At 38.1% G+C, this 16,197-nt stretch carries 31 protein-coding genes; 7 read left to right on the top strand and 24 right to left on the bottom strand.

Annotated features, from left to right (window positions below; translation table 11 throughout):
• Positions 1 to 4: 4 nt before the first annotated feature.
• Positions 5 to 1,177: an NnrS family protein gene (locus ES948_RS04470; RefSeq protein WP_152183738.1), complete on the top strand. Its 1,173-nt coding sequence runs from the start codon at positions 5 to 7 to the stop codon at positions 1,175 to 1,177.
• Here the strand turns inward: ES948_RS04470 and ES948_RS04475 are convergent.
• The gene (locus tag ES948_RS04475; RefSeq protein ID WP_152183739.1) at positions 1,174 to 1,611 is read right to left on the bottom strand and encodes an outer membrane lipoprotein; all 438 of its coding nucleotides are present in this window, start codon (positions 1,609 to 1,611) and stop codon (positions 1,174 to 1,176) included. The genes ES948_RS04470 and ES948_RS04475 overlap by 4 nt on opposite strands.
• A gap of 136 nt (positions 1,612 to 1,747) precedes the next feature.
• Between ES948_RS04475 and ES948_RS04480 the strand changes: the two genes are divergently transcribed.
• From ES948_RS04480 to ES948_RS04500, 6 genes are all read left to right on the top strand, one after another.
• The gene (locus tag ES948_RS04480) at positions 1,748 to 2,056 is read left to right on the top strand and encodes an ArsR/SmtB family transcription factor (protein ID WP_152183740.1); all 309 of its coding nucleotides are present in this window, start codon (positions 1,748 to 1,750) and stop codon (positions 2,054 to 2,056) included.
• On the top strand, positions 2,056 to 3,315 hold the full coding sequence (locus ES948_RS04485) for an arsenic transporter (protein WP_152183741.1): 1,260 nt from the start codon (positions 2,056 to 2,058) through the stop codon (positions 3,313 to 3,315). The genes ES948_RS04480 and ES948_RS04485 overlap by 1 nt, the downstream gene beginning before the upstream one ends.
• 230 nt (positions 3,316 to 3,545) lie before the next feature.
• Positions 3,546 to 4,487, top strand: a complete 942-nt coding sequence (locus ES948_RS04490; protein WP_343029871.1) for a CvfB family protein — start codon at positions 3,546 to 3,548, stop codon at positions 4,485 to 4,487.
• 3 nt (positions 4,488 to 4,490) lie between these two features.
• Entirely contained in the window at positions 4,491 to 4,697 is a 207-nt protein-coding gene (locus ES948_RS04495) for a hypothetical protein (RefSeq protein ID WP_152183742.1), read from the top strand.
• Between the two features lie 9 nt (positions 4,698 to 4,706).
• Positions 4,707 to 4,829: a hypothetical protein gene (locus ES948_RS11150; RefSeq protein WP_281346798.1), complete on the top strand. Its 123-nt coding sequence runs from the start codon at positions 4,707 to 4,709 to the stop codon at positions 4,827 to 4,829.
• 147 nt (positions 4,830 to 4,976) lie between these two features.
• On the top strand, positions 4,977 to 5,270 hold the full coding sequence (locus ES948_RS04500; protein WP_152183743.1) for a chorismate mutase: 294 nt from the start codon (positions 4,977 to 4,979) through the stop codon (positions 5,268 to 5,270).
• Between the two features lie 100 nt (positions 5,271 to 5,370).
• Here the strand turns inward: ES948_RS04500 and infA are convergent, their stop codons facing one another.
• The 23 genes from infA to rpsJ form a co-directional block, all read right to left on the bottom strand.
• On the bottom strand, positions 5,371 to 5,589 hold the full coding sequence (gene infA, locus ES948_RS04505) for a translation initiation factor IF-1 (RefSeq protein WP_013326041.1): 219 nt from the start codon (positions 5,587 to 5,589) through the stop codon (positions 5,371 to 5,373).
• A 36-nt stretch (positions 5,590 to 5,625) separates the two neighbouring features.
• Positions 5,626 to 6,384: a type I methionyl aminopeptidase gene (map, locus tag ES948_RS04510; RefSeq protein ID WP_152183744.1), complete on the bottom strand. Its 759-nt coding sequence runs from the start codon at positions 6,382 to 6,384 to the stop codon at positions 5,626 to 5,628.
• A gap of 2 nt (positions 6,385 to 6,386) precedes the next feature.
• Positions 6,387 to 7,649: a preprotein translocase subunit SecY gene (gene secY, locus ES948_RS04515; protein WP_152183745.1), complete on the bottom strand. Its 1,263-nt coding sequence runs from the start codon at positions 7,647 to 7,649 to the stop codon at positions 6,387 to 6,389.
• A 2-nt stretch (positions 7,650 to 7,651) separates the two neighbouring features.
• Positions 7,652 to 8,050, bottom strand: coding sequence for a 50S ribosomal protein L15 (gene rplO / locus ES948_RS04520; protein WP_152183746.1), 399 nt, complete (start codon positions 8,048 to 8,050; stop codon positions 7,652 to 7,654).
• 3 nt (positions 8,051 to 8,053) lie between these two features.
• Positions 8,054 to 8,497 carry a 30S ribosomal protein S5 gene (gene rpsE, locus ES948_RS04525; protein WP_152183747.1) on the bottom strand — a complete coding sequence of 148 codons (444 nt, stop codon included), beginning with the start codon at positions 8,495 to 8,497 and terminating at the stop codon, positions 8,054 to 8,056.
• Between the two features lie 12 nt (positions 8,498 to 8,509).
• Complete coding sequence (rplR, locus tag ES948_RS04530) at positions 8,510 to 8,866, bottom strand: 50S ribosomal protein L18 (protein ID WP_152183748.1); 357 nt, start codon at positions 8,864 to 8,866, stop codon at positions 8,510 to 8,512.
• A gap of 13 nt (positions 8,867 to 8,879) precedes the next feature.
• A complete protein-coding gene (rplF, locus tag ES948_RS04535) occupies positions 8,880 to 9,416 on the bottom strand; it encodes a 50S ribosomal protein L6 (protein WP_152183749.1) in 537 nt (178 codons plus the stop codon).
• Positions 9,417 to 9,425: 9 nt separating this feature from the next.
• The gene (gene rpsH, locus ES948_RS04540) at positions 9,426 to 9,824 is read right to left on the bottom strand and encodes a 30S ribosomal protein S8 (protein WP_152183750.1); all 399 of its coding nucleotides are present in this window, start codon (positions 9,822 to 9,824) and stop codon (positions 9,426 to 9,428) included.
• 71 nt (positions 9,825 to 9,895) lie between these two features.
• Positions 9,896 to 10,081 carry a type Z 30S ribosomal protein S14 gene (locus ES948_RS04545; protein ID WP_152183751.1) on the bottom strand — a complete coding sequence of 62 codons (186 nt, stop codon included), beginning with the start codon at positions 10,079 to 10,081 and terminating at the stop codon, positions 9,896 to 9,898.
• Complete coding sequence (gene rplE / locus ES948_RS04550) at positions 10,081 to 10,626, bottom strand: 50S ribosomal protein L5 (RefSeq protein WP_152183752.1); 546 nt, start codon at positions 10,624 to 10,626, stop codon at positions 10,081 to 10,083. Before rplE ends, ES948_RS04545 begins: the two co-directional genes overlap by 1 nt.
• A gap of 3 nt (positions 10,627 to 10,629) precedes the next feature.
• Positions 10,630 to 10,860, bottom strand: a complete 231-nt coding sequence (gene rplX, locus ES948_RS04555) for a 50S ribosomal protein L24 (protein WP_152183753.1) — start codon at positions 10,858 to 10,860, stop codon at positions 10,630 to 10,632.
• A complete protein-coding gene (gene rplN, locus ES948_RS04560) occupies positions 10,860 to 11,228 on the bottom strand; it encodes a 50S ribosomal protein L14 (RefSeq protein ID WP_013326030.1) in 369 nt (122 codons plus the stop codon). The genes rplX and rplN overlap by 1 nt, the downstream gene beginning before the upstream one ends.
• 2 nt (positions 11,229 to 11,230) lie before the next feature.
• The gene (rpsQ, locus tag ES948_RS04565; RefSeq protein WP_152183754.1) at positions 11,231 to 11,476 is read right to left on the bottom strand and encodes a 30S ribosomal protein S17; all 246 of its coding nucleotides are present in this window, start codon (positions 11,474 to 11,476) and stop codon (positions 11,231 to 11,233) included.
• A gap of 10 nt (positions 11,477 to 11,486) precedes the next feature.
• Positions 11,487 to 11,675 (bottom strand): 50S ribosomal protein L29, encoded by a 189-nt coding sequence (gene rpmC, locus ES948_RS04570; protein WP_152183755.1) that lies wholly within the window; start codon positions 11,673 to 11,675, stop codon positions 11,487 to 11,489.
• Positions 11,662 to 12,087, bottom strand: a complete 426-nt coding sequence (rplP, locus tag ES948_RS04575; RefSeq protein ID WP_152183756.1) for a 50S ribosomal protein L16 — start codon at positions 12,085 to 12,087, stop codon at positions 11,662 to 11,664. Before rplP ends, rpmC begins: the two co-directional genes overlap by 14 nt.
• A gap of 2 nt (positions 12,088 to 12,089) precedes the next feature.
• Positions 12,090 to 12,803 carry a 30S ribosomal protein S3 gene (rpsC, locus tag ES948_RS04580; RefSeq protein WP_152183757.1) on the bottom strand — a complete coding sequence of 238 codons (714 nt, stop codon included), beginning with the start codon at positions 12,801 to 12,803 and terminating at the stop codon, positions 12,090 to 12,092.
• A 1-nt stretch (position 12,804) separates the two neighbouring features.
• Positions 12,805 to 13,122 (bottom strand): 50S ribosomal protein L22, encoded by a 318-nt coding sequence (rplV, locus tag ES948_RS04585; protein ID WP_152183758.1) that lies wholly within the window; start codon positions 13,120 to 13,122, stop codon positions 12,805 to 12,807.
• Between the two features lie 2 nt (positions 13,123 to 13,124).
• Positions 13,125 to 13,400 (bottom strand): 30S ribosomal protein S19, encoded by a 276-nt coding sequence (gene rpsS / locus ES948_RS04590; RefSeq protein ID WP_152183759.1) that lies wholly within the window; start codon positions 13,398 to 13,400, stop codon positions 13,125 to 13,127.
• Positions 13,400 to 14,245 carry a 50S ribosomal protein L2 gene (gene rplB, locus ES948_RS04595; RefSeq protein ID WP_152183760.1) on the bottom strand — a complete coding sequence of 282 codons (846 nt, stop codon included), beginning with the start codon at positions 14,243 to 14,245 and terminating at the stop codon, positions 13,400 to 13,402. The genes rpsS and rplB overlap by 1 nt, the downstream gene beginning before the upstream one ends.
• A gap of 1 nt (position 14,246) precedes the next feature.
• Positions 14,247 to 14,528 (bottom strand): 50S ribosomal protein L23, encoded by a 282-nt coding sequence (locus ES948_RS04600; RefSeq protein ID WP_151901246.1) that lies wholly within the window; start codon positions 14,526 to 14,528, stop codon positions 14,247 to 14,249.
• On the bottom strand, positions 14,528 to 15,142 hold the full coding sequence (gene rplD, locus ES948_RS04605; protein ID WP_188109450.1) for a 50S ribosomal protein L4: 615 nt from the start codon (positions 15,140 to 15,142) through the stop codon (positions 14,528 to 14,530). The genes ES948_RS04600 and rplD overlap by 1 nt, the downstream gene beginning before the upstream one ends.
• Positions 15,142 to 15,717, bottom strand: a complete 576-nt coding sequence (gene rplC / locus ES948_RS04610; RefSeq protein ID WP_152183762.1) for a 50S ribosomal protein L3 — start codon at positions 15,715 to 15,717, stop codon at positions 15,142 to 15,144. The genes rplD and rplC overlap by 1 nt, the downstream gene beginning before the upstream one ends.
• 12 nt (positions 15,718 to 15,729) lie before the next feature.
• The gene (gene rpsJ / locus ES948_RS04615; RefSeq protein ID WP_152183763.1) at positions 15,730 to 16,041 is read right to left on the bottom strand and encodes a 30S ribosomal protein S10; all 312 of its coding nucleotides are present in this window, start codon (positions 16,039 to 16,041) and stop codon (positions 15,730 to 15,732) included.
• Positions 16,042 to 16,197: the final 156 nt, after the last annotated feature.

Genomic DNA, 16,197 nt, shown 5'->3' on the forward strand with positions numbered 1-16,197 from the left:
ATTAATGCAAATGAAACAAAACTATTTCTTATCACAACCTCACCAGCCTTTTTTCATCTTAGGTGTTTTCAATGCTATTGTCATGATGCTTATCTTTGCACTTTCATATAAGGGTGTTCTTACACTGCAAATAGACACAACAACATTTCATGTCTACACACTTGCATATCTACTTTTTAACAATGTCTTTACCGGTTTCTTATTTACAACTTTCCCTCGTTTTAATCAGTCACATGTTATCGAGAAAAACTACTACACTACTATTTTCTATGTAAACCTTGCAGGTACATTGCTCTTTGTTGTAGGCGCATTTGCAAATGTCTACCTTGCAGCTTCTGCAATGCTCTTACTCTTTATTTCACAGGTATTTATCGTTTACAAACTCCAAAAAATCTATAACGTAGGACACGCACCTGATAAAAAAGACTCATATTGGATCTTAATCGCTCAGTATTTCGGACTTGCAGGACATCTTCTTTTTATTATTGCTACACTTTTTAGTCTTTACACCCTTATACCGACGGCTATTAACATCACTTTTTATCTCTACCTCATCTTTTTAGCATTTAGCATAGGACAGAGAATGATTCCTTTTTTCTCTCATTCGTGGGCTGAAAAGAATCCTCATTTTATCAAGATAGTCTTTGGTCTCTTTATCTTAAAAAGTATCTTTGCTTCTGCAGATATTAAAATGGCTGAGCTGCTTATCGACACAATCCTAGCGCTTTATATGCTGCGTGAGTTTCTTCGCTGGGACCTACATCCACTACACTCCCCTTCTATTCTTTGGGTACTGCATCTTGCACTCTTTTGGCTTCCGACTGCCTTTGGGCTCTCAGCTATCAGTTTAGCCGCAGTTCTGTTTTTAGATACATCTTTTTACTTTTTAAATATCCACCTTTTGGCCATCGGATTTTTAACAACAGTTCTCATTGGTTTTGGAACACGTGTAACACTCGGTCATGCCGGTATGCCTCCGCAAGCTGACAAATTTGCTACTGGTATATTTGTATTTATCCAAGTAGTTGTACTCCTACGTTCTCTCTTTAGTATCAATGTCGCTTTTGGATGGGGAGCGAACTTTCTTTTTGATATCTCCTTTACAGCATGGCTCATTCTCTTCTTGCTCTGGGGTGGTAGATATGCAAAGATCTTAATCTTTGGCAAGCAGCCCTAGTTTATTCTATAAACCTGATCAACTCTGTTGCCGTCTTTTATAATTTTTACTCGATCACCAACAAGGAAGTTTTTCCCTTTCACAACAACGATGATCTCTCTTCCATCATCCAGTAGTACTGATAATTCAGAGGCATTCGCTTTTGCAACCTGACTACCGACATAAGCTCCACCAAGTCCACCTGCCAAAGTTGTAAGAGCAGTTCCACGTCCTCCACCCATTGTAGAACCAAGTACAGTCCCTATAATCGCACCAATAAATGTTCCACTACCGCTATCACTTATAACAACAGGTCTAACACTCTGAATAGTCCCAGTCTCATATATTTTTATATTTCTGTATGAACTTCCACTATATTCAGGACCGTTTGTTGTAGCACATCCGCTAAAAATAAGTGCAAATACGCTTACTGATGCTAAAATTATCTCTTTCATATTCAATCCTTTTTTAAAGGTGCCCTTTATTTATTGCTTCTATTATACCAAATGTATATTTCTTAGCTGTTAACATATCAAGATATCTTGATATATGTCTTTTATTTAGATATACTTCCAAACTTTAGGAGAGAAGATGGAAACTTTTTTACAGACTATGGGTGCACTTAATGATGAAACCCGCATTAAAATACTTGCCTTTATAGATAAACATAAAGAGGTTTGTGTATGTGATGTTGAACAGGCATTTGGAATGATACAGTCTCGTATCTCACGCCACTTAAAAATACTCAAAGATGCCGGTTTTTTAAAAGTTGACAGACGGGGACGCTGGGCATACTATGCTATTCGTACACCTCTGGATGAGTTCCGCCAATCTATACTCAAAGAGATATCATACCTTGATCTTAAGACTCCTGAGCTTCAAAAAGGATGTACAGCATAATGATAACGGCAATTTTACTTTTCTTAATTACTCTCATCTTTGTTATCTGGCAGCCTCGAGGTCTTCAGATCGGTACTACTGCGGTTATCGGTGCCATCATTGCTCTCATTCTTGGTGTTGTCAGTTTTGATGATGTCCATACTGTTTTTAATATCATCTGGGATGCAACTCTGGCCTTTATCGGTATCATTATCCTCTCTATGGTCTTGGATGAGATAGGCTTTTTTGAATGGGCAGCACTTAAGATGGCAAAGCTCTCAAATGGAGACGGAAGACGAATGTTTTTCTACTCCATCATTTTAGGAGCAGTTGTTTCCGCTCTTTTTGCCAATGATGGTGCAGCACTTATCCTCACACCGATCCTTTTGGCAAAAATGCGTGTACTTAAACTCAATGCAAAGACCATCCTCGCATTTTTACTTGCTGGCGGATTTATCAGTGACTCGGCATCACTCCCTTTTGTTTTCTCAAATCTGACAAATATTGTAACTGCTAACTACTTTGGTATCGGTTTTATCGAATTTTTATCCAATATGATACTGCCTTACCTTGTCAGTGTTACAGCTTCGATGCTCTTTTTGTTTTTACTGCTGCATAAAGATATACCAAAAAGTGTAGATATCGCTCTCTTACCAGACCCAAAAAGTGTCATAAAGAATGAAAAGCTTTTCCAATTTTCCTGGTTCTTTTTAGCTCTTTTGCTTGCAGGCTATTCTATAGGAGATATCTATCATATTCCGATTTCGGTCTTTGCTTTAAGTGGAGGGCTTCTCTTTTTGTTTATCGCCTCACGCACAAAAGCTGTACATGCGAGAACTATCATTAAAGAGGCTCCTTGGCAGGTAGTTTGGTTTTCCCTTGGTCTTTATGTGGTGGTTTATGGACTTAAAAATGTAGGACTTACTAATGAAATCACACATATTTTAGAGTATCTCAATGCACAAAGCCAGCTTATTGCAATTGTAGGGACAGGCTTTATCTCTGCAATACTCTCTGCTGTTATGAACAACATGCCAACCATAATGATTATGGATATTGCCCTGCATGACATTGGCAATGAGGCAATGATATATGCCAATATCATCGGCTGTAACTTAGGACCTAAAATGACACCTTTTGGCTCCCTTGCAACGCTGCTTTGGCTGCACTCTTTAGAGAAAAAAGATGTCAAAATAAGTTTCTGGTCCTACTCGAAATTTGGCTTACTTATCACACCACCTGTACTACTTATCGTACTTCTAGGTGTCGCTTACAGTTAAAGAAAAATTCAGCTATAATTTTGTTAGACTTCTTGTAAAACTCCTATATGTCTCAACATATTATAGAGAGTTTTAATCAAGGCAGATGTTCTCAAGCGTAGCCAAAGCTACGGTTTGGGTTATCTAACGCAGAGTAGAGCTCTCTAGAATATGCCCATAAGGAGAGTTAAGAAACAGTAATCTTGCAGCAAAAAAATATTTTCACCTTAGCTATGGCTAGGCTGAAAAATTTGTTTTTCACAATCTTACCACTTCTTAGCTCTTTGAGACTTATAGGAGTTTTACAAGAAGTCTATTATCTTAATACAACGGAATTACCAATGCAAACACAAAACTACTTTTTAGAGTTGGGGCTTATCAACACCCTTAAAATTGACAGACTTACCACTCCGGGTGCTTATCTTATGGCACAAGACGGCAATGATGTTCTTCTACCCGGACAATACCTCACGCAAGATATGAAAGAGGGAGATTTAATAGATGTCTTTTTATACACAGATTCAGAAGACAGACTCGTAGCAACAACAGATACCCCAAAAGTAAAACTGGATGAGTTTGGAGTGCTTGAGATTGTAGATATCGCTCCTTTTGGCGCTTTTTTAGACTGGGGACTGCCAAAAGACCTGCTCCTACCAAAAAAACTTCAAAAAACCACTGCTGTTGTCGGTGAGAAACGCTTTGTCAAAGTTGTTTATGATGAGAGAACACACAGACTTATAGCTACAGAGAAGCTGGGTGATTTTTTTGAAAAACGTGTCAAAGAGCTCAGACCGCATCAAGAGGTAAATATTTTAATTCTTACAAAGACTCCGCTCGGGTATAAATGCCTTGTTGAAAACAAATACGAAGGTCTAATATATCATAATGAGATTTTTGAGAAGATCACTGTAGGTGAACATAAAAAAGCCTACATCAAAACGATTCGCAAAGATGGTAATATTGACCTCTCTTTACGAAAAGCCGGCAGTAAAAAGAGCGGCAGTGCAGCAGACAAAGTCCTTGAACTTCTCAAAGAGAACAATGGTATCATGCCTTACAACTCAAAAAGTGATCCAGAACTTATCAAAGACACTTTTGGAATGAGTAAAAAAGAGTTTAAAGCCGCTCTTACAAAGCTCAGAACCGAAAATAAGATCGATGTAAAAGAGACAGGTATCTATCTAAAAGATTAAAAAATGGCAAAGAAGAAAAAAAATCTAGAACTTCGTGATAAAAATCTCGAATTCACTGAAAATTCAATCACCTACAAATTGATTCGTTTTAAACCGGATAATATGACACTTGATGTCTTTCGTTATGAAAATGGCAAAAAACTCGATGAATATAACATCCCTTTTGCACATATACCCAAAGCGATAAAAAAATTGATAAAGCCAAACTAGGAGTATATAATGAATGAAAATATAGAAAAAGCTGCAAGTGGTGGAGACTTTTTTATCTGGATAGTCATGTTTAGTATCTTAATAGTCGGTGTTGGTTATTTAGCTTGGATAAACAGAGATATTGAGAGATAGTATCTCTCAATGGCGTTTGCTTTGAAATTTGTATGTATATCATTAATGAATCAAATTAAGGATATACAAGGAGAATCGTAGGTATTATTATAGTAATAAATTGTTACAAAAGTGTTAACGGATAAATTTTCCATTTAAAGGATAGATATGAAAACATGTAATTCACTGCAAGAAGTAAGAGATGAGATAGATAAAATAGATACAAAACTTGTTGATTTAATCTCTGAGAGAAGCCATCTTATTCACCAGGCTGCAGGTTTTAAAAACTCTGTAGAGGAAGTAAAAGCCGAAGATAGAATAGATGACATAATGCAACGTGTTCGTAAACGTGCCATTGAACTAAACATAAATCCAAATATGATTAGTGAACTTTTTACAATTATGATAGATGAGATGGTGGAGACTGAAATTTCAGAGTTCCGTAATGATAGGAAGTTTTAAATAAATCAAAGAGGTTATCTGGCACTAAATGCCGACACCACCATTGCTTCTCGATGCCCCTTGAGGGTAAAAGCAAAAGTGTGGTGCAACATTATATACTTTATTTGTATCTATATGTGATACGACCTTTGTCAAGTGAGTATGGTGTTAACTCAAGCTTCACTTTGTCGCCTGGAAGAATTTTGATATAGTGCATACGCATTTTGCCTGCAATATGGCACAAAATAATATGCCCATTTTCCAACTCTACACGAAAAGTTGCATTAGGCAAAGCCTCTATAATCTTGCCGTCAACTTCAATAACATCTGCTTTAGCCATTTTAGTCCTTTATAAAGAAATTTCTTACTTTAACTCTCACGCAAGAGATAAAATTTCAGCTTTACCGTCAACAACTGCGACAGTGTGCTCATAGTGTGAACCGCGTAAACCATCGGTACTAACAACATCCCACCCGTTATCTAAAATAACAGGCTTTGACTCTTTTTGACAAATCATCGGCTCCAAACAAAAAACCATTCCATTTTTTATCTTCGGACCCGCTTTTGGGTTGTTTCCTTCAAGATAGTTAGGAATTTCCGGCTCTTCATGCGGCTTTTTACCAATGCCGTGCCCACAAAAGTTACGGAGTGGTACAAAACCGCGCTCCAAGATAAACTGCTCCATTAAGTAAGAGAGCTCTTTAAAGCGCATACCCTGTTTGATATTTTCAATCGCATAGTACAGAGTATCCTTTGCACATGCGATTAAGTTTTCATCCTCTTTAGAGATTTTACCGACACCAACACTGATCGCTGCATCACCGAACCAGCCATCTAATTCTGTACCAATATCATACCCGATAACATCACCCTCTTGGAGCTTATAATCAGATGGGATACCGTGAATAATAACTTCATTGAGTGATGTACAAACAGCATTGGGAAAACCATAGAGACCTTTAAAAGATGGTTTTGCACCATGACTTCTAATGTAGTCTTCCGCCATAGCATCCAACTCTTTTAATGTCATTCCGGGTTTGGTATTTTCTTTGAGGAGGTTGAGTGCGCCGCCAACAATTTTGTTAGCTGCGCGAAGTTTTTCAATTTCTTGAGGTTTTCTAAGTGCAATAGCCATTGCTATAGACCAACCGCACTTAGGGTTTCGTATTTACTCATATATATCTGAGCTTCTATCTTTCTCATAGTGTCAAGTGCAACCTGAACAACAATAAGTACCGCGGTCCCTCCAAAGAAGAATGGGACACCCATTCCTTTGATGATCATAAACGGCAGTGTTGCCACAAGTCCAAGATAAAGAGCACCTGTTACTGTAAGTCTGCTAGCAGTCTCATTTAAGAACTCTTTTGTAGCTTCTCCGGTACGAATACCAGGAATGAAACCACCCTGACGTTTTAGGTTGTCAGAGATATCTTTTGCATTGAATGTAATCGATGCATAGAAGAATGCAAAGAAGATTACAAATACAAAAGTTAAAAAGTTAAAAAAGTAAGAGTTTGGATTTAAGAAATCCGCTATTGCTTGAATAGTAGGATTTGTACTTGATGATAAAACAGTCATCGGGAACATCAAGATAGCTGATGCGAAGATAACCGGAATAACACCAGCCAAGTTTACTTTAATAGGAATGTAGTTCATCACACGTTTGTTTTGGTTTTGCATCATAGTCTTTTTAGCATATGTAATAGGAACACGACGCTCACCCAACTCAACATAAATGATAATACCTACTGTAATGAGTACAAGTGCAACGATAGCAATTACTGTAAGGAAACTCATCGCTCCGGTATTTACCATTTCGATAGTTTGTCCTATTGCTCTTGGAATCGCAGAAACGATACCGGCAAAGATAATTAAAGAGATACCGTTACCGATACCGCTTTGCGTAATCTGCTCACCAATCCACATTAAAAGCATAGTCCCTGCAAGCATTGAAACTGCAGATAAAAGGATAAATGTATTGTGATCAGCAAGAATCGCACTGTTACCACTAGGCCCTGTTAAAGATTGTAATCCAACACTTACACCAATCGCTTGAATGATTGTAATAACAATCGTCGCATAACGAATAATCTGCATATACTTAGTCATACCGTCACGCTCTTTTTTCATCTGACCCAAAGTAGGGAAAGTTGCAGCAAGAAGCTCCATAATAATAGAAGCAGTGATATAAGGCATAATACCAAGTGAAATTATTGATAATCTCTGAACAGCATTTCCACTAAACATGTTAAAGAGTCCAAGAGCATCTGATTGGTGAGAGTCGAAGAAAGAAGCAATAACTGCAGTATCTACGCCTGGTACCGGCACATAAGCCAGTAGGCGGTAGATAAATAAAAACCCGATAGTAATAAGTATCTTATTAACTAGATTTTTATTCACAACTATTTACCTGTTGTTGTAACGTTTTCGTCTTTAATTTTCGATGCTAAATCTTTTGCAGAAGCACCTACTAGTTTAACTTTTTCAACTGATGCAGCGATTTTATGAACACCACGGATAGACTCCATAGTAATCTCTTCAAGCTCAGCAACAGCTTTGATTTTTTCAACGTTAATTACGTATGGTTTTTCAACTCTTGAGTGAAAACCAATTTTTGGTAAACGTTTTGCAAGTGGTTGTTGACCACCCTCAAAGTTTCTTTTTCTTTTGTAACCTGAACGAGATTTCTGACCTTTTTGACCACGAGCAGCAGTCTTACCAGTACCAGAACCTTGTCCGCGTCCAACACGCTTACGAGCGTGAGTTGAACCTTCTGCAGGTGTTAAGTTTTCAATACCCATTTTCTATCCTTTGATACGAGATAGTGCTTCGATTGTAGCACGTACTAGTGTGTTTGGATTGTTAGAACCGATTGATTTTGTAAGGATATCTTGAATCCCTGCAAGCTCAAGAACTGGACGAGCAGCTCCACCAGCGATAACCCCAGTACCTTCAGATGCTGGTTTAAGTAAAACACGGCTAGCGTTATATTTATGCTCGATATCGTGAGCAATAGTTGAACCTTTAATCTTAACAGTTGTTAAGTTTTTAAATGCATTATCAACTGCTTTACGAATAGCATCAGGAACCTCTTTAGCTTTACCAACACCGTAACCAACTGTACCGTTTTTGTTACCAACAACTACAAGAGCAGTAAAACGAAAACGTCTACCACCCTTTACAACTTTAGTAACACGACCAATGTTTACGATTGATTCTTCAAATTCATCTCTATTGATTTCTGTCATAGCCATGCGCTCCTAGAACTTAATTTCGTTTGCACGAAGTGCGTCACCAAATGCAGCGATAACGCCGTGGTATTGGTAACCATTACGGTCAAATACAATCTCAGTGATGTTAGCTTCTTTTAGTTTAGCAGCGAATGCCTCACCAAGTGCAGCAGCACCTTCTTTGTTTGACTTGTGACCAGTAGCCTTAGAGTGTAGTGCGCATAAAGTTGTTGCATTTGCATCATCAATAGCTTGTACACTTAGGTAACGGTTAGACTTAAATACAGAAACACGAGGAAGTGTAGCACTACCAGATATTTTTGCACGAATACGACGCTTACGCTTTAGGCGATTAGCTACTTTATTCTTTAATACTTTAGCATTCATCTATCTTCCTCCCTTATTTCTTAGCAGTTTTACCGGCTTTACGCACGATATGCTCATCAATGTATTTAACACCTTTACCTTTGTACGGCTCTGGTGGACGGAAAGAACGAATCTCTGCAGCAACTTGACCAAGCTTTTGCTTGTCATGGCTTTTAAGAGTAATAACATTCTTTTCAACTGATGCTTCGATATCTTCTGGTAACTCATAGTTGATATCGTGAGAGAATCCAAGTTGTAAGTTAAGAACCTTACCTTTAACAGCAGCTCTATAACCAACACCATTGATCTCTAATTGTTTTTGGTAACCAGTAGTTAAACCAGTAACAATGTTTTGAGCCAATGATCTGAAAGTTCCCCAGAAAGCTCTATGCTCACGTGAATCTGAAAGATTTTTAAAAGTTAGTTTGTTCCCTTCAATTTCGAAAGTAACATAACCTTTAGTATCTAAATCAACACTATTTTTACCTTTAGTAAAAGTAATAACATTTCCATTTGTAGTAACTGTAATGTCACTAGCAAATTCTACAGGATTTTTTCCAATTCTTGACATGCTACTCTCCTACCAAACCGTACACATAACTTCACCACCAATACCAAGCTCGTAAGCTTTGTCATTTGGTAGAACGCCATGAGATGTACTAACGATAATTGTTCCATAACCATTTTTGAAACGCTTGATATCTTCTTTACCTTTGTAAACACGACGACCAGGTTTAGAGACACGTTTTAATTCATTGATTACACATTTATCATTATCATCATACTTCAGTACAACTTTAATTGTTTTCTTTACACCATCTTCGATTACATTAAAGCTATCTAAATAACCTTTATCAACCAAGATACCAACTACCGCTTCAACAGACTTAGAATGAACTAAAGTCGTTGTAGCTAATCTTCTCATACCAGCATTACGAACACGTGTTAACGCATCTGATACTAAATCATTAATTGCCATTTATATTTTCCTTATATTTTGCAAGTCTTACGACTGCTACTGTTAGGAGTTTCTACCTGGGAAGCTGACGCCTACCAAGAAGACTTTCTAACACCTGGAATCATTCCCTCATTTGCCATTTTTCTGAAACAGATACGACAAATTCCAAAATCACGAAGAACAGAGTGTGGACGACCACAGATCTGACAACGAGTATATCCACGTACTTTAAACTTTGGAGTACGTTTCGCTTTTGCGATCATAGACTTCTTAGCCATTAGTTGCTCCCTTTAGTAAAAGGCATACCAAGTTTCTCTAAAAGAACCATTCCTGCCTTATCAGAATCAGCTGTAGTAACTACAGTGATATTCATACCGTGGATTTGCATGATTGAATCATAGCTAACCTCTGGGAAAATAAGTTGCTCTTGAAGACCGAAGTTATAGTTACCACGACCATCAAAACCATTTCTTGGAACACCACGGAAATCTTTCACACGTGGAAGTGCGATAGATACAAGGCGATCTAAGAAGTTGTACATATTTTCACCACGAAGCGTTACACGAACACCAACCGGCATACCTTCACGAACCTTGAAACCTGCAACAGATTTCTTAGCGATTACAGTAGAAGCCTTTTGACCAGCGATAGTAGTGATAGTATCTTCAATGTTTTGGATAAGCTTGTTATCTTTCATAGCAAAACCAGCACCAACAGAGATAACAATCTTCTCTAGTGCAGGAATTTCCATAACATTTTTAATACCTAAAGCTTCTTGAAGCTCTGGCTTGAGTGCTAAATATTTATCTTTTAAACGAGCCATTTATTATGCCTCCACTTTACGTACATTTGAAACATCGATAGGCATCTCTTTATTGATATGACCACCTTTTGTGTTCTCTTCAGTTGGTTTAACAGCTTTTTTAGCTATTTTACAACCCTCTACGATTACTTTGTTTTTCTTAGGGAATACCGCAAGTACAGTTGCTTTTGTACCTTTGTCATCACCAGCGATAATTTCTACAGTATCGCCTTTTTTGAAATTAAATTTTGCCATTAAACAACCTCCGGTGCAAGAGATACAATTTTCATGAATCCTGCGTAACGAACTTCACGACCAATTGGTCCGAAGATACGAGTACCAATAGGCTCTCTCTTGTCATCAAGTATTACAGCAGCGTTGTCATCAAAACGAATAAGTGATCCGTTTTCACGTTGAACTTCTTTATGAGTTCTAACAACAACAGCTTTAACAACTTTACCTTTTTTAACTTTAGCAGTTGGAATCGCTTTTTTAACAGAAGCAACGATAACGTCACCTACTGATGCATAACGACGCTTAGAACCACCAAGTACCTTAATACACATAATCTCTTTTGCACCTGTATTATCAGCTACGTTTAAACGAGTAAAACCTTGAATCATTACTACGCTCCTTTTACAACTGACTTAAGTCTAAAAGATTTTGTTTTAGACATTGGACGACATTCGATTGCAACAATCTCATCTCCAACTTTACACTCATTACGCTCATCATGTACTAGGTACTTTTTGAAACGTTTTACAACTTTATGGTAACGAGGATGCATTACACGGCGCTCAACAACAATAGTTACTGTCTTGTCACCAGCAATTTTTACAACATTACCTTGAATTTCACGTTTATGTGTCATCGCTCGTCCCCTACTTCTCTACTGCAGCAAGTGCAGTGTTGATTCTTGCAATATCTTTTTTAGCAACACGAAGTTCGCTAGTGTTTTGTAATTGCATCATCTTTTGTTTAATTTTTAAAGTAAACAGCTCAGTCTTCTTCTCTTTAAGCATAGCTTGAAGTTCTGCTGCACTTTTACCTGCTAAATCAGAATATTTCATTGCTCATCTCCGCAGTAATTATTTTTGTTTTGAATGGTAACTTGTGCATAGCAAGAGTTAGCGCTTCACGAGCTAAATCATGTGGTACACCAGCCATTTCAAAAATTATACGACCTGGTTTGATGTTCATAACCCATTTATCAACTGCACCTTTACCTTTACCCATACGAGTTTCAAGAGGCTTAGCAGTTAATGGTTTTGCAGGGAATACTCTAATCCAAATCTTACCATTTCTTTTGATGTGACGTGTAGCAGAGATACGAGCCGACTCAATCTGACGAGAGTTGATACGACCAGCTTCTACTGCTTTAAAACCGATGTCACCAAAAGCTAACTTGTAACCTGAACGAGCGTAACCACGGTTACGACCTTTCATTACTTTACGATATTTTGTTCTTTTTGGCATTAACATGATTATTCAGCCTTTTCACTATTTTGGGGGCGTGGTTTTCTTGAACGACGCTCTTTTTTCTCTTCTTTAGCTTCTGCTGGGATACCTTTAGTAAGTACCTCACCTTTGAAGATCCATACTTTTACACCGATGATACCGTATGTAGTATGTGCTTCAGCGAAACCATAATCAATCTTAGCACGAAGTGTATGAAGTGGAACACGTCCCTCTAAATACCACTCAGTACGAGCCATTTCAGCTCCACCAAGACGACCAGCAACAGAAACTTTGATACCTTTAGCACCTGAACGTTGTGCACCTTGCATAACTTTTTTCATAGCTCTACGGAATGCAACACGACGCTCTAACTGCGTAGCAACATTTTCAGCAACAAGCTGTGCTGAGATTTGTGCTTTTTTCTCTTCTTTGATGTTGATAGAAATTGGTTTACCAACAAGTTTTTGAACTGCAGTTTTAAGCTTTTCGATATCTGCACCCTTTTTACCAATGATGATACCGGGACGTGCTGCAACGATAGTTACACGTAAACGTTTCACAGTTCTCTCAATGATGATGTTAGAAACACCAGCATAGTAAAGCTCTTTCTTTAAAAATGTTCTAATCTTGTGATCTTCACCTAAACTAGCCGGAGCAGTTTTAAAGTTAGGAAACCAACGAGATTCCCAGTTACGGTTGATTCCAAGACGTAAACCAATAGGATTAACTTTTTGACCCATTCTATTTACCCTCTACTTCTACTAAGATATGTGCTGTTGGTTTTCTAATACCTGAAGCCATACCACGAGCACGTGGACGGAAACGTTTAAGTACTGGACCATTGTCAACACGACATGATGTAATTACACAATCTTCAGCTTCGTTACCGCTGTTAGCTACTGCAGATGCAATAACTTTAGAGATAATTTTTGCTGCCTTATTTGGAGTGAACTCTAAGGCTGCCATTGCTTCTTCAGCATTCATACCTTGAACTTCACGTGCAATAAGACGAGATTTGATAGGTGATACACGGATAAATTTTAATAATGCTCTAGCCATGACTACCCCTTCTTCTGAACAGAGCCCTTGTGGCCCTTGAATGTACGAGTTGGTGCAAATTCACCAAGTTTATAACCAATGTGGTTCTCTGTAACATATACAGGAACGAATTGGCGACCATTATGAACATTTAATGTCAACCCAACCATCTCAGGAAGAACCATAGATCTTCTTGACCAAGTTTTAATAGGTTTTTTGTCTCCGCTAGCTTTCGCTGCTTCAACTTTTTTCATTAAATGGTCATCTACGAATGGACCTTTTTTAACTGAACGAGCCATTAGCCTACCCTTTTTGCATTTGGTTTACGACGAGTGATAATAAGTTTATCACTAGCTTTTTTACGACGAGTTTTAGCACCCTTAGTTGGTTTACCCCAAGGAGTAACTGGGTGACGACCTGAATTCGTTTTACCTTCACCACCACCATGCGGGTGATCAATAGGGTTCATTGCAGAACCACGAGTTTGAGGACGAATACCCATATGACGAGTACGACCAGCTTTTGCGATTACGATGTTAGAATACTCTTCGTTTCCAACTGTACCAACAGTAGCCATACACTCACCAAGTACTAAACGCATTTCAGACGAAGGCATACGAAGTGAAACATATTTCCCATCACGACCCATAATCTGAGCAGAAGTTCCAGCTGAACGTACCATTTGTCCACCTTTTCCAACTTTAAGCTCAATGTTATGAACCAATGTACCAACAGGAATGTTTTTAAGTTTCATCGCGTTTCCTGGTTTAACATCTAAACCAGACTCAGCAGACTCAATCTTGTCACCAACATTTAAACCTTTTGGTTGAAGGATATAACGTTTATCACCATCTGCATAAGTAACAAGTGCAATTCTACAGTTACGGTACGGATCGTACTCAATAGTAGAAACAGTACCAGGAACACCAAACTTGTTACGTTTGAAGTCAATGATACGGTAAAGTTTTTTCGCACCTGCTTGCTTATGACGAGATGTGATACGACCATTGTTGTTACGACCTGCGTGAGCCGGCAACTTAACAAGTAATGAACGAACACTAGCTTTAGCAGTGATATCTGAACTATCTACATTCGTATAAAAACGACGAGATGGAGTTATCGGTCTATAAGTTTTAATTGCCATCTTATACCGCCAAACTTTCTATTTGTGCACCCTCAGGTAAAGTAACATAGAACTTTTTGAAGTCATTTTGTTTACCCTGTACACCACGGAAACGTTTTACTTTTCCGCTTTGATTTAGAGAGTTGATTTTTGTAGGAATGATTCCAAAATACTCTCTAAACACCTCTTTAAGACCTGTCTTAGTCATACGTGGTGATGTTTGAACAACAATTACACCATCTTCTTGAAGACCAAGAGTTTTCTCTGTATATAGTATAGATTTAATATCTGTAATATCTGCCATTACTTAGCCTCACTTACAAGATTTTCCCATACAGCTTTTTCTATCACGATTGAGCGATAGTTAGCAGCTAAGTATGCGTTTAACTCATTAGCTTCGATAACATAAGTAGCTTGAAGATTTTCAAATGCTAAGTATGTTTTCTCATCTAACAGTTCTTTAACAAAAAGAGTATCTCTTTGGTTAAGAGCTTTGAACATTGCTGCAGCGTCTTTTGTTTTACCAGACTCTACTGCGATGCTGTCAACTATAAACAGAGTACCATTTTGTGCATGCTCATTTAAAGCGAAGTTAAGAGCAAGTTTCTTTTGCTTTTTATTCACTTTAAGATCGTAGTTGCGGTTGTTTTGAGGACCAAATGCCTTACCACCACCTACGAAGATTGGAGAACGACGAGAACCAGCTCTAGCACGACCGCCACCTTTTTGAGACCATGGTTTTTTACCACCACCACGTACATCACTTCTACCTTTAGCAACTGCTGTGTTTGCACGTTGTGCAGCTTGAGCAGATTTTACATAAAGGTAAAGGTTATGAGGGTTGATTCCAGAGAAAGACTCTGGTAATGCTAACTCAGAAGCTTTTTCCATTTTTTCATTTAAAACGATTGCGCTCATTATTTAGCTACCTTTACACGACCTAAAGAACCGTTTGCACCACTTACTGAACCTAAAACCGCAATGATTTTGTTTTCAGCATCGTAAGAAACGATCTCATTTTTTACACTGTTTTGTGTATTACCATATTGTCCAGGCATTTTCTTACCCTTCATAACACGACCTGGCCACTCAGCATTACCGATAGAACCTGTTCTACGACCAAATCTGTGACCGTGAGATGCAGGACCACCACCGAAATTCCAACGCTTCATACCACCAGAAAAACCGCGACCTTTGGTGTTGAATGTAGTTTTAAGCACACTTGCCTCTGCAAGTGGAGCCAAATCTAAATCACCAGCTTCAGCGTTTGCTACTTCTAATGTAACAAAACGGTTAAATTCTGCAGGAAGGTTGTATTTCTTCTGTTGACCTTCAATTGCTTTATTCATTTTTTTACCACTGTTGTACGCAACAATAGCTTTACCATCATTAACTTCACACACCTTTGCATCTAGAACTCTTAAAAGAGTAACTGGTTTTGCTGGTACTGTGATAGTACGGCTCATGCCGATTTTTTCAACAATATATTCCATATTTGGCTACTCCTATTTGTCCATAGAGCGAACTTCAACGTCCACTTCCGGTGCAAGATCTAGTTTCATTAATGAATCAACAGTCTCTGGCGTAGCAGATACGATGTCAATCATTCTAGCGTGCATACGAATTTCAAACTGCTCACGAGATTTTTTGTTAACGTGAACTGATTTTAAAACAGTATATTTACGAATTTTTGTTGGTAAAGGTATTGGACCACGGATTACCGCGCCAGTACGCTTAACAGCCTCAACGATTGATGCTACTGATCTATCAAGTACACGATGATCGTAAGCTTTCAATTTTAAACGAATTTTTTCCATAATTTTCCTTCTAAAGAACTCGTTGGATCCTAGCCCAACTATTTTAAGGGAGCGGAATTATACTCAAACTAGGAGTAATATTCAAGGATTTAGGGGACAAAAATGGAAAAACTTCTAAATTTATTTCCTTTTAATAAGGAAATGATACAATACACT

The sequence above is a fragment of the Sulfurimonas indica genome (assembly GCF_009192995.1).
Lineage (GTDB): Bacteria > Campylobacterota > Campylobacteria > Campylobacterales > Sulfurimonadaceae > Sulfurimonas > Sulfurimonas indica.

Excerpts from the sequence above, each read along its gene's own strand:
- ES948_RS04470 (WP_152183738.1), top strand. The coding sequence starts at position 5 with ATGCAAATGAAACAAAACTATTTCTTATCACAACCTCACCAGCCTTTT.
- ES948_RS04475 (WP_152183739.1), bottom strand. The coding sequence starts at position 1,611 with ATGAAAGAGATAATTTTAGCATCAGTAAGCGTATTTGCACTTATTTTT.
- ES948_RS04480 (WP_152183740.1), top strand. The coding sequence starts at position 1,748 with ATGGAAACTTTTTTACAGACTATGGGTGCACTTAATGATGAAACCCGC.
- ES948_RS04485 (WP_152183741.1), top strand. The coding sequence starts at position 2,056 with ATGATAACGGCAATTTTACTTTTCTTAATTACTCTCATCTTTGTTATC.
- ES948_RS04495 (WP_152183742.1), top strand. The coding sequence starts at position 4,491 with ATGGCAAAGAAGAAAAAAAATCTAGAACTTCGTGATAAAAATCTCGAA.
- ES948_RS11150 (WP_281346798.1), top strand. The coding sequence starts at position 4,707 with ATGAATGAAAATATAGAAAAAGCTGCAAGTGGTGGAGACTTTTTTATC.
- ES948_RS04500 (WP_152183743.1), top strand. The coding sequence starts at position 4,977 with ATGAAAACATGTAATTCACTGCAAGAAGTAAGAGATGAGATAGATAAA.
- infA (WP_013326041.1), bottom strand. The coding sequence starts at position 5,589 with ATGGCTAAAGCAGATGTTATTGAAGTTGACGGCAAGATTATAGAGGCT.
- map (WP_152183744.1), bottom strand. The coding sequence starts at position 6,384 with ATGGCTATTGCACTTAGAAAACCTCAAGAAATTGAAAAACTTCGCGCA.
- rplO (WP_152183746.1), bottom strand. The coding sequence starts at position 8,050 with ATGGGTATTGAAAACTTAACACCTGCAGAAGGTTCAACTCACGCTCGT.
- rpsE (WP_152183747.1), bottom strand. The coding sequence starts at position 8,497 with ATGACAGAAATCAATAGAGATGAATTTGAAGAATCAATCGTAAACATT.
- rplR (WP_152183748.1), bottom strand. The coding sequence starts at position 8,866 with ATGAATGCTAAAGTATTAAAGAATAAAGTAGCTAATCGCCTAAAGCGT.
- rplF (WP_152183749.1), bottom strand. The coding sequence starts at position 9,416 with ATGTCAAGAATTGGAAAAAATCCTGTAGAATTTGCTAGTGACATTACA.
- rpsH (WP_152183750.1), bottom strand. The coding sequence starts at position 9,824 with ATGGCAATTAATGATTTAGTATCAGATGCGTTAACACGTGTTCGTAAT.
- ES948_RS04545 (WP_152183751.1), bottom strand. The coding sequence starts at position 10,081 with ATGGCTAAGAAGTCTATGATCGCAAAAGCGAAACGTACTCCAAAGTTT.
- rplE (WP_152183752.1), bottom strand. The coding sequence starts at position 10,626 with ATGGCTCGTTTAAAAGATAAATATTTAGCACTCAAGCCAGAGCTTCAA.
- rplX (WP_152183753.1), bottom strand. The coding sequence starts at position 10,860 with ATGGCAAAATTTAATTTCAAAAAAGGCGATACTGTAGAAATTATCGCT.
- rplN (WP_013326030.1), bottom strand. The coding sequence starts at position 11,228 with ATGATTCAAGGTTTTACTCGTTTAAACGTAGCTGATAATACAGGTGCA.
- rpsQ (WP_152183754.1), bottom strand. The coding sequence starts at position 11,476 with ATGACACATAAACGTGAAATTCAAGGTAATGTTGTAAAAATTGCTGGT.
- rpmC (WP_152183755.1), bottom strand. The coding sequence starts at position 11,675 with ATGAAATATTCTGATTTAGCAGGTAAAAGTGCAGCAGAACTTCAAGCT.
- rplP (WP_152183756.1), bottom strand. The coding sequence starts at position 12,087 with ATGTTAATGCCAAAAAGAACAAAATATCGTAAAGTAATGAAAGGTCGT.
- rpsC (WP_152183757.1), bottom strand. The coding sequence starts at position 12,803 with ATGGGTCAAAAAGTTAATCCTATTGGTTTACGTCTTGGAATCAACCGT.
- rplV (WP_152183758.1), bottom strand. The coding sequence starts at position 13,122 with ATGGCTAGAGCATTATTAAAATTTATCCGTGTATCACCTATCAAATCT.
- rpsS (WP_152183759.1), bottom strand. The coding sequence starts at position 13,400 with ATGGCTCGTTCAGTTAAAAAAGGTCCATTCGTAGATGACCATTTAATG.
- rplB (WP_152183760.1), bottom strand. The coding sequence starts at position 14,245 with ATGGCAATTAAAACTTATAGACCGATAACTCCATCTCGTCGTTTTTAT.
- ES948_RS04600 (WP_151901246.1), bottom strand. The coding sequence starts at position 14,528 with ATGGCAGATATTACAGATATTAAATCTATACTATATACAGAGAAAACT.
- rplD (WP_188109450.1), bottom strand. The coding sequence starts at position 15,142 with ATGAGCGCAATCGTTTTAAATGAAAAAATGGAAAAAGCTTCTGAGTTA.
- rplC (WP_152183762.1), bottom strand. The coding sequence starts at position 15,717 with ATGGAATATATTGTTGAAAAAATCGGCATGAGCCGTACTATCACAGTA.
- rpsJ (WP_152183763.1), bottom strand. The coding sequence starts at position 16,041 with ATGGAAAAAATTCGTTTAAAATTGAAAGCTTACGATCATCGTGTACTT.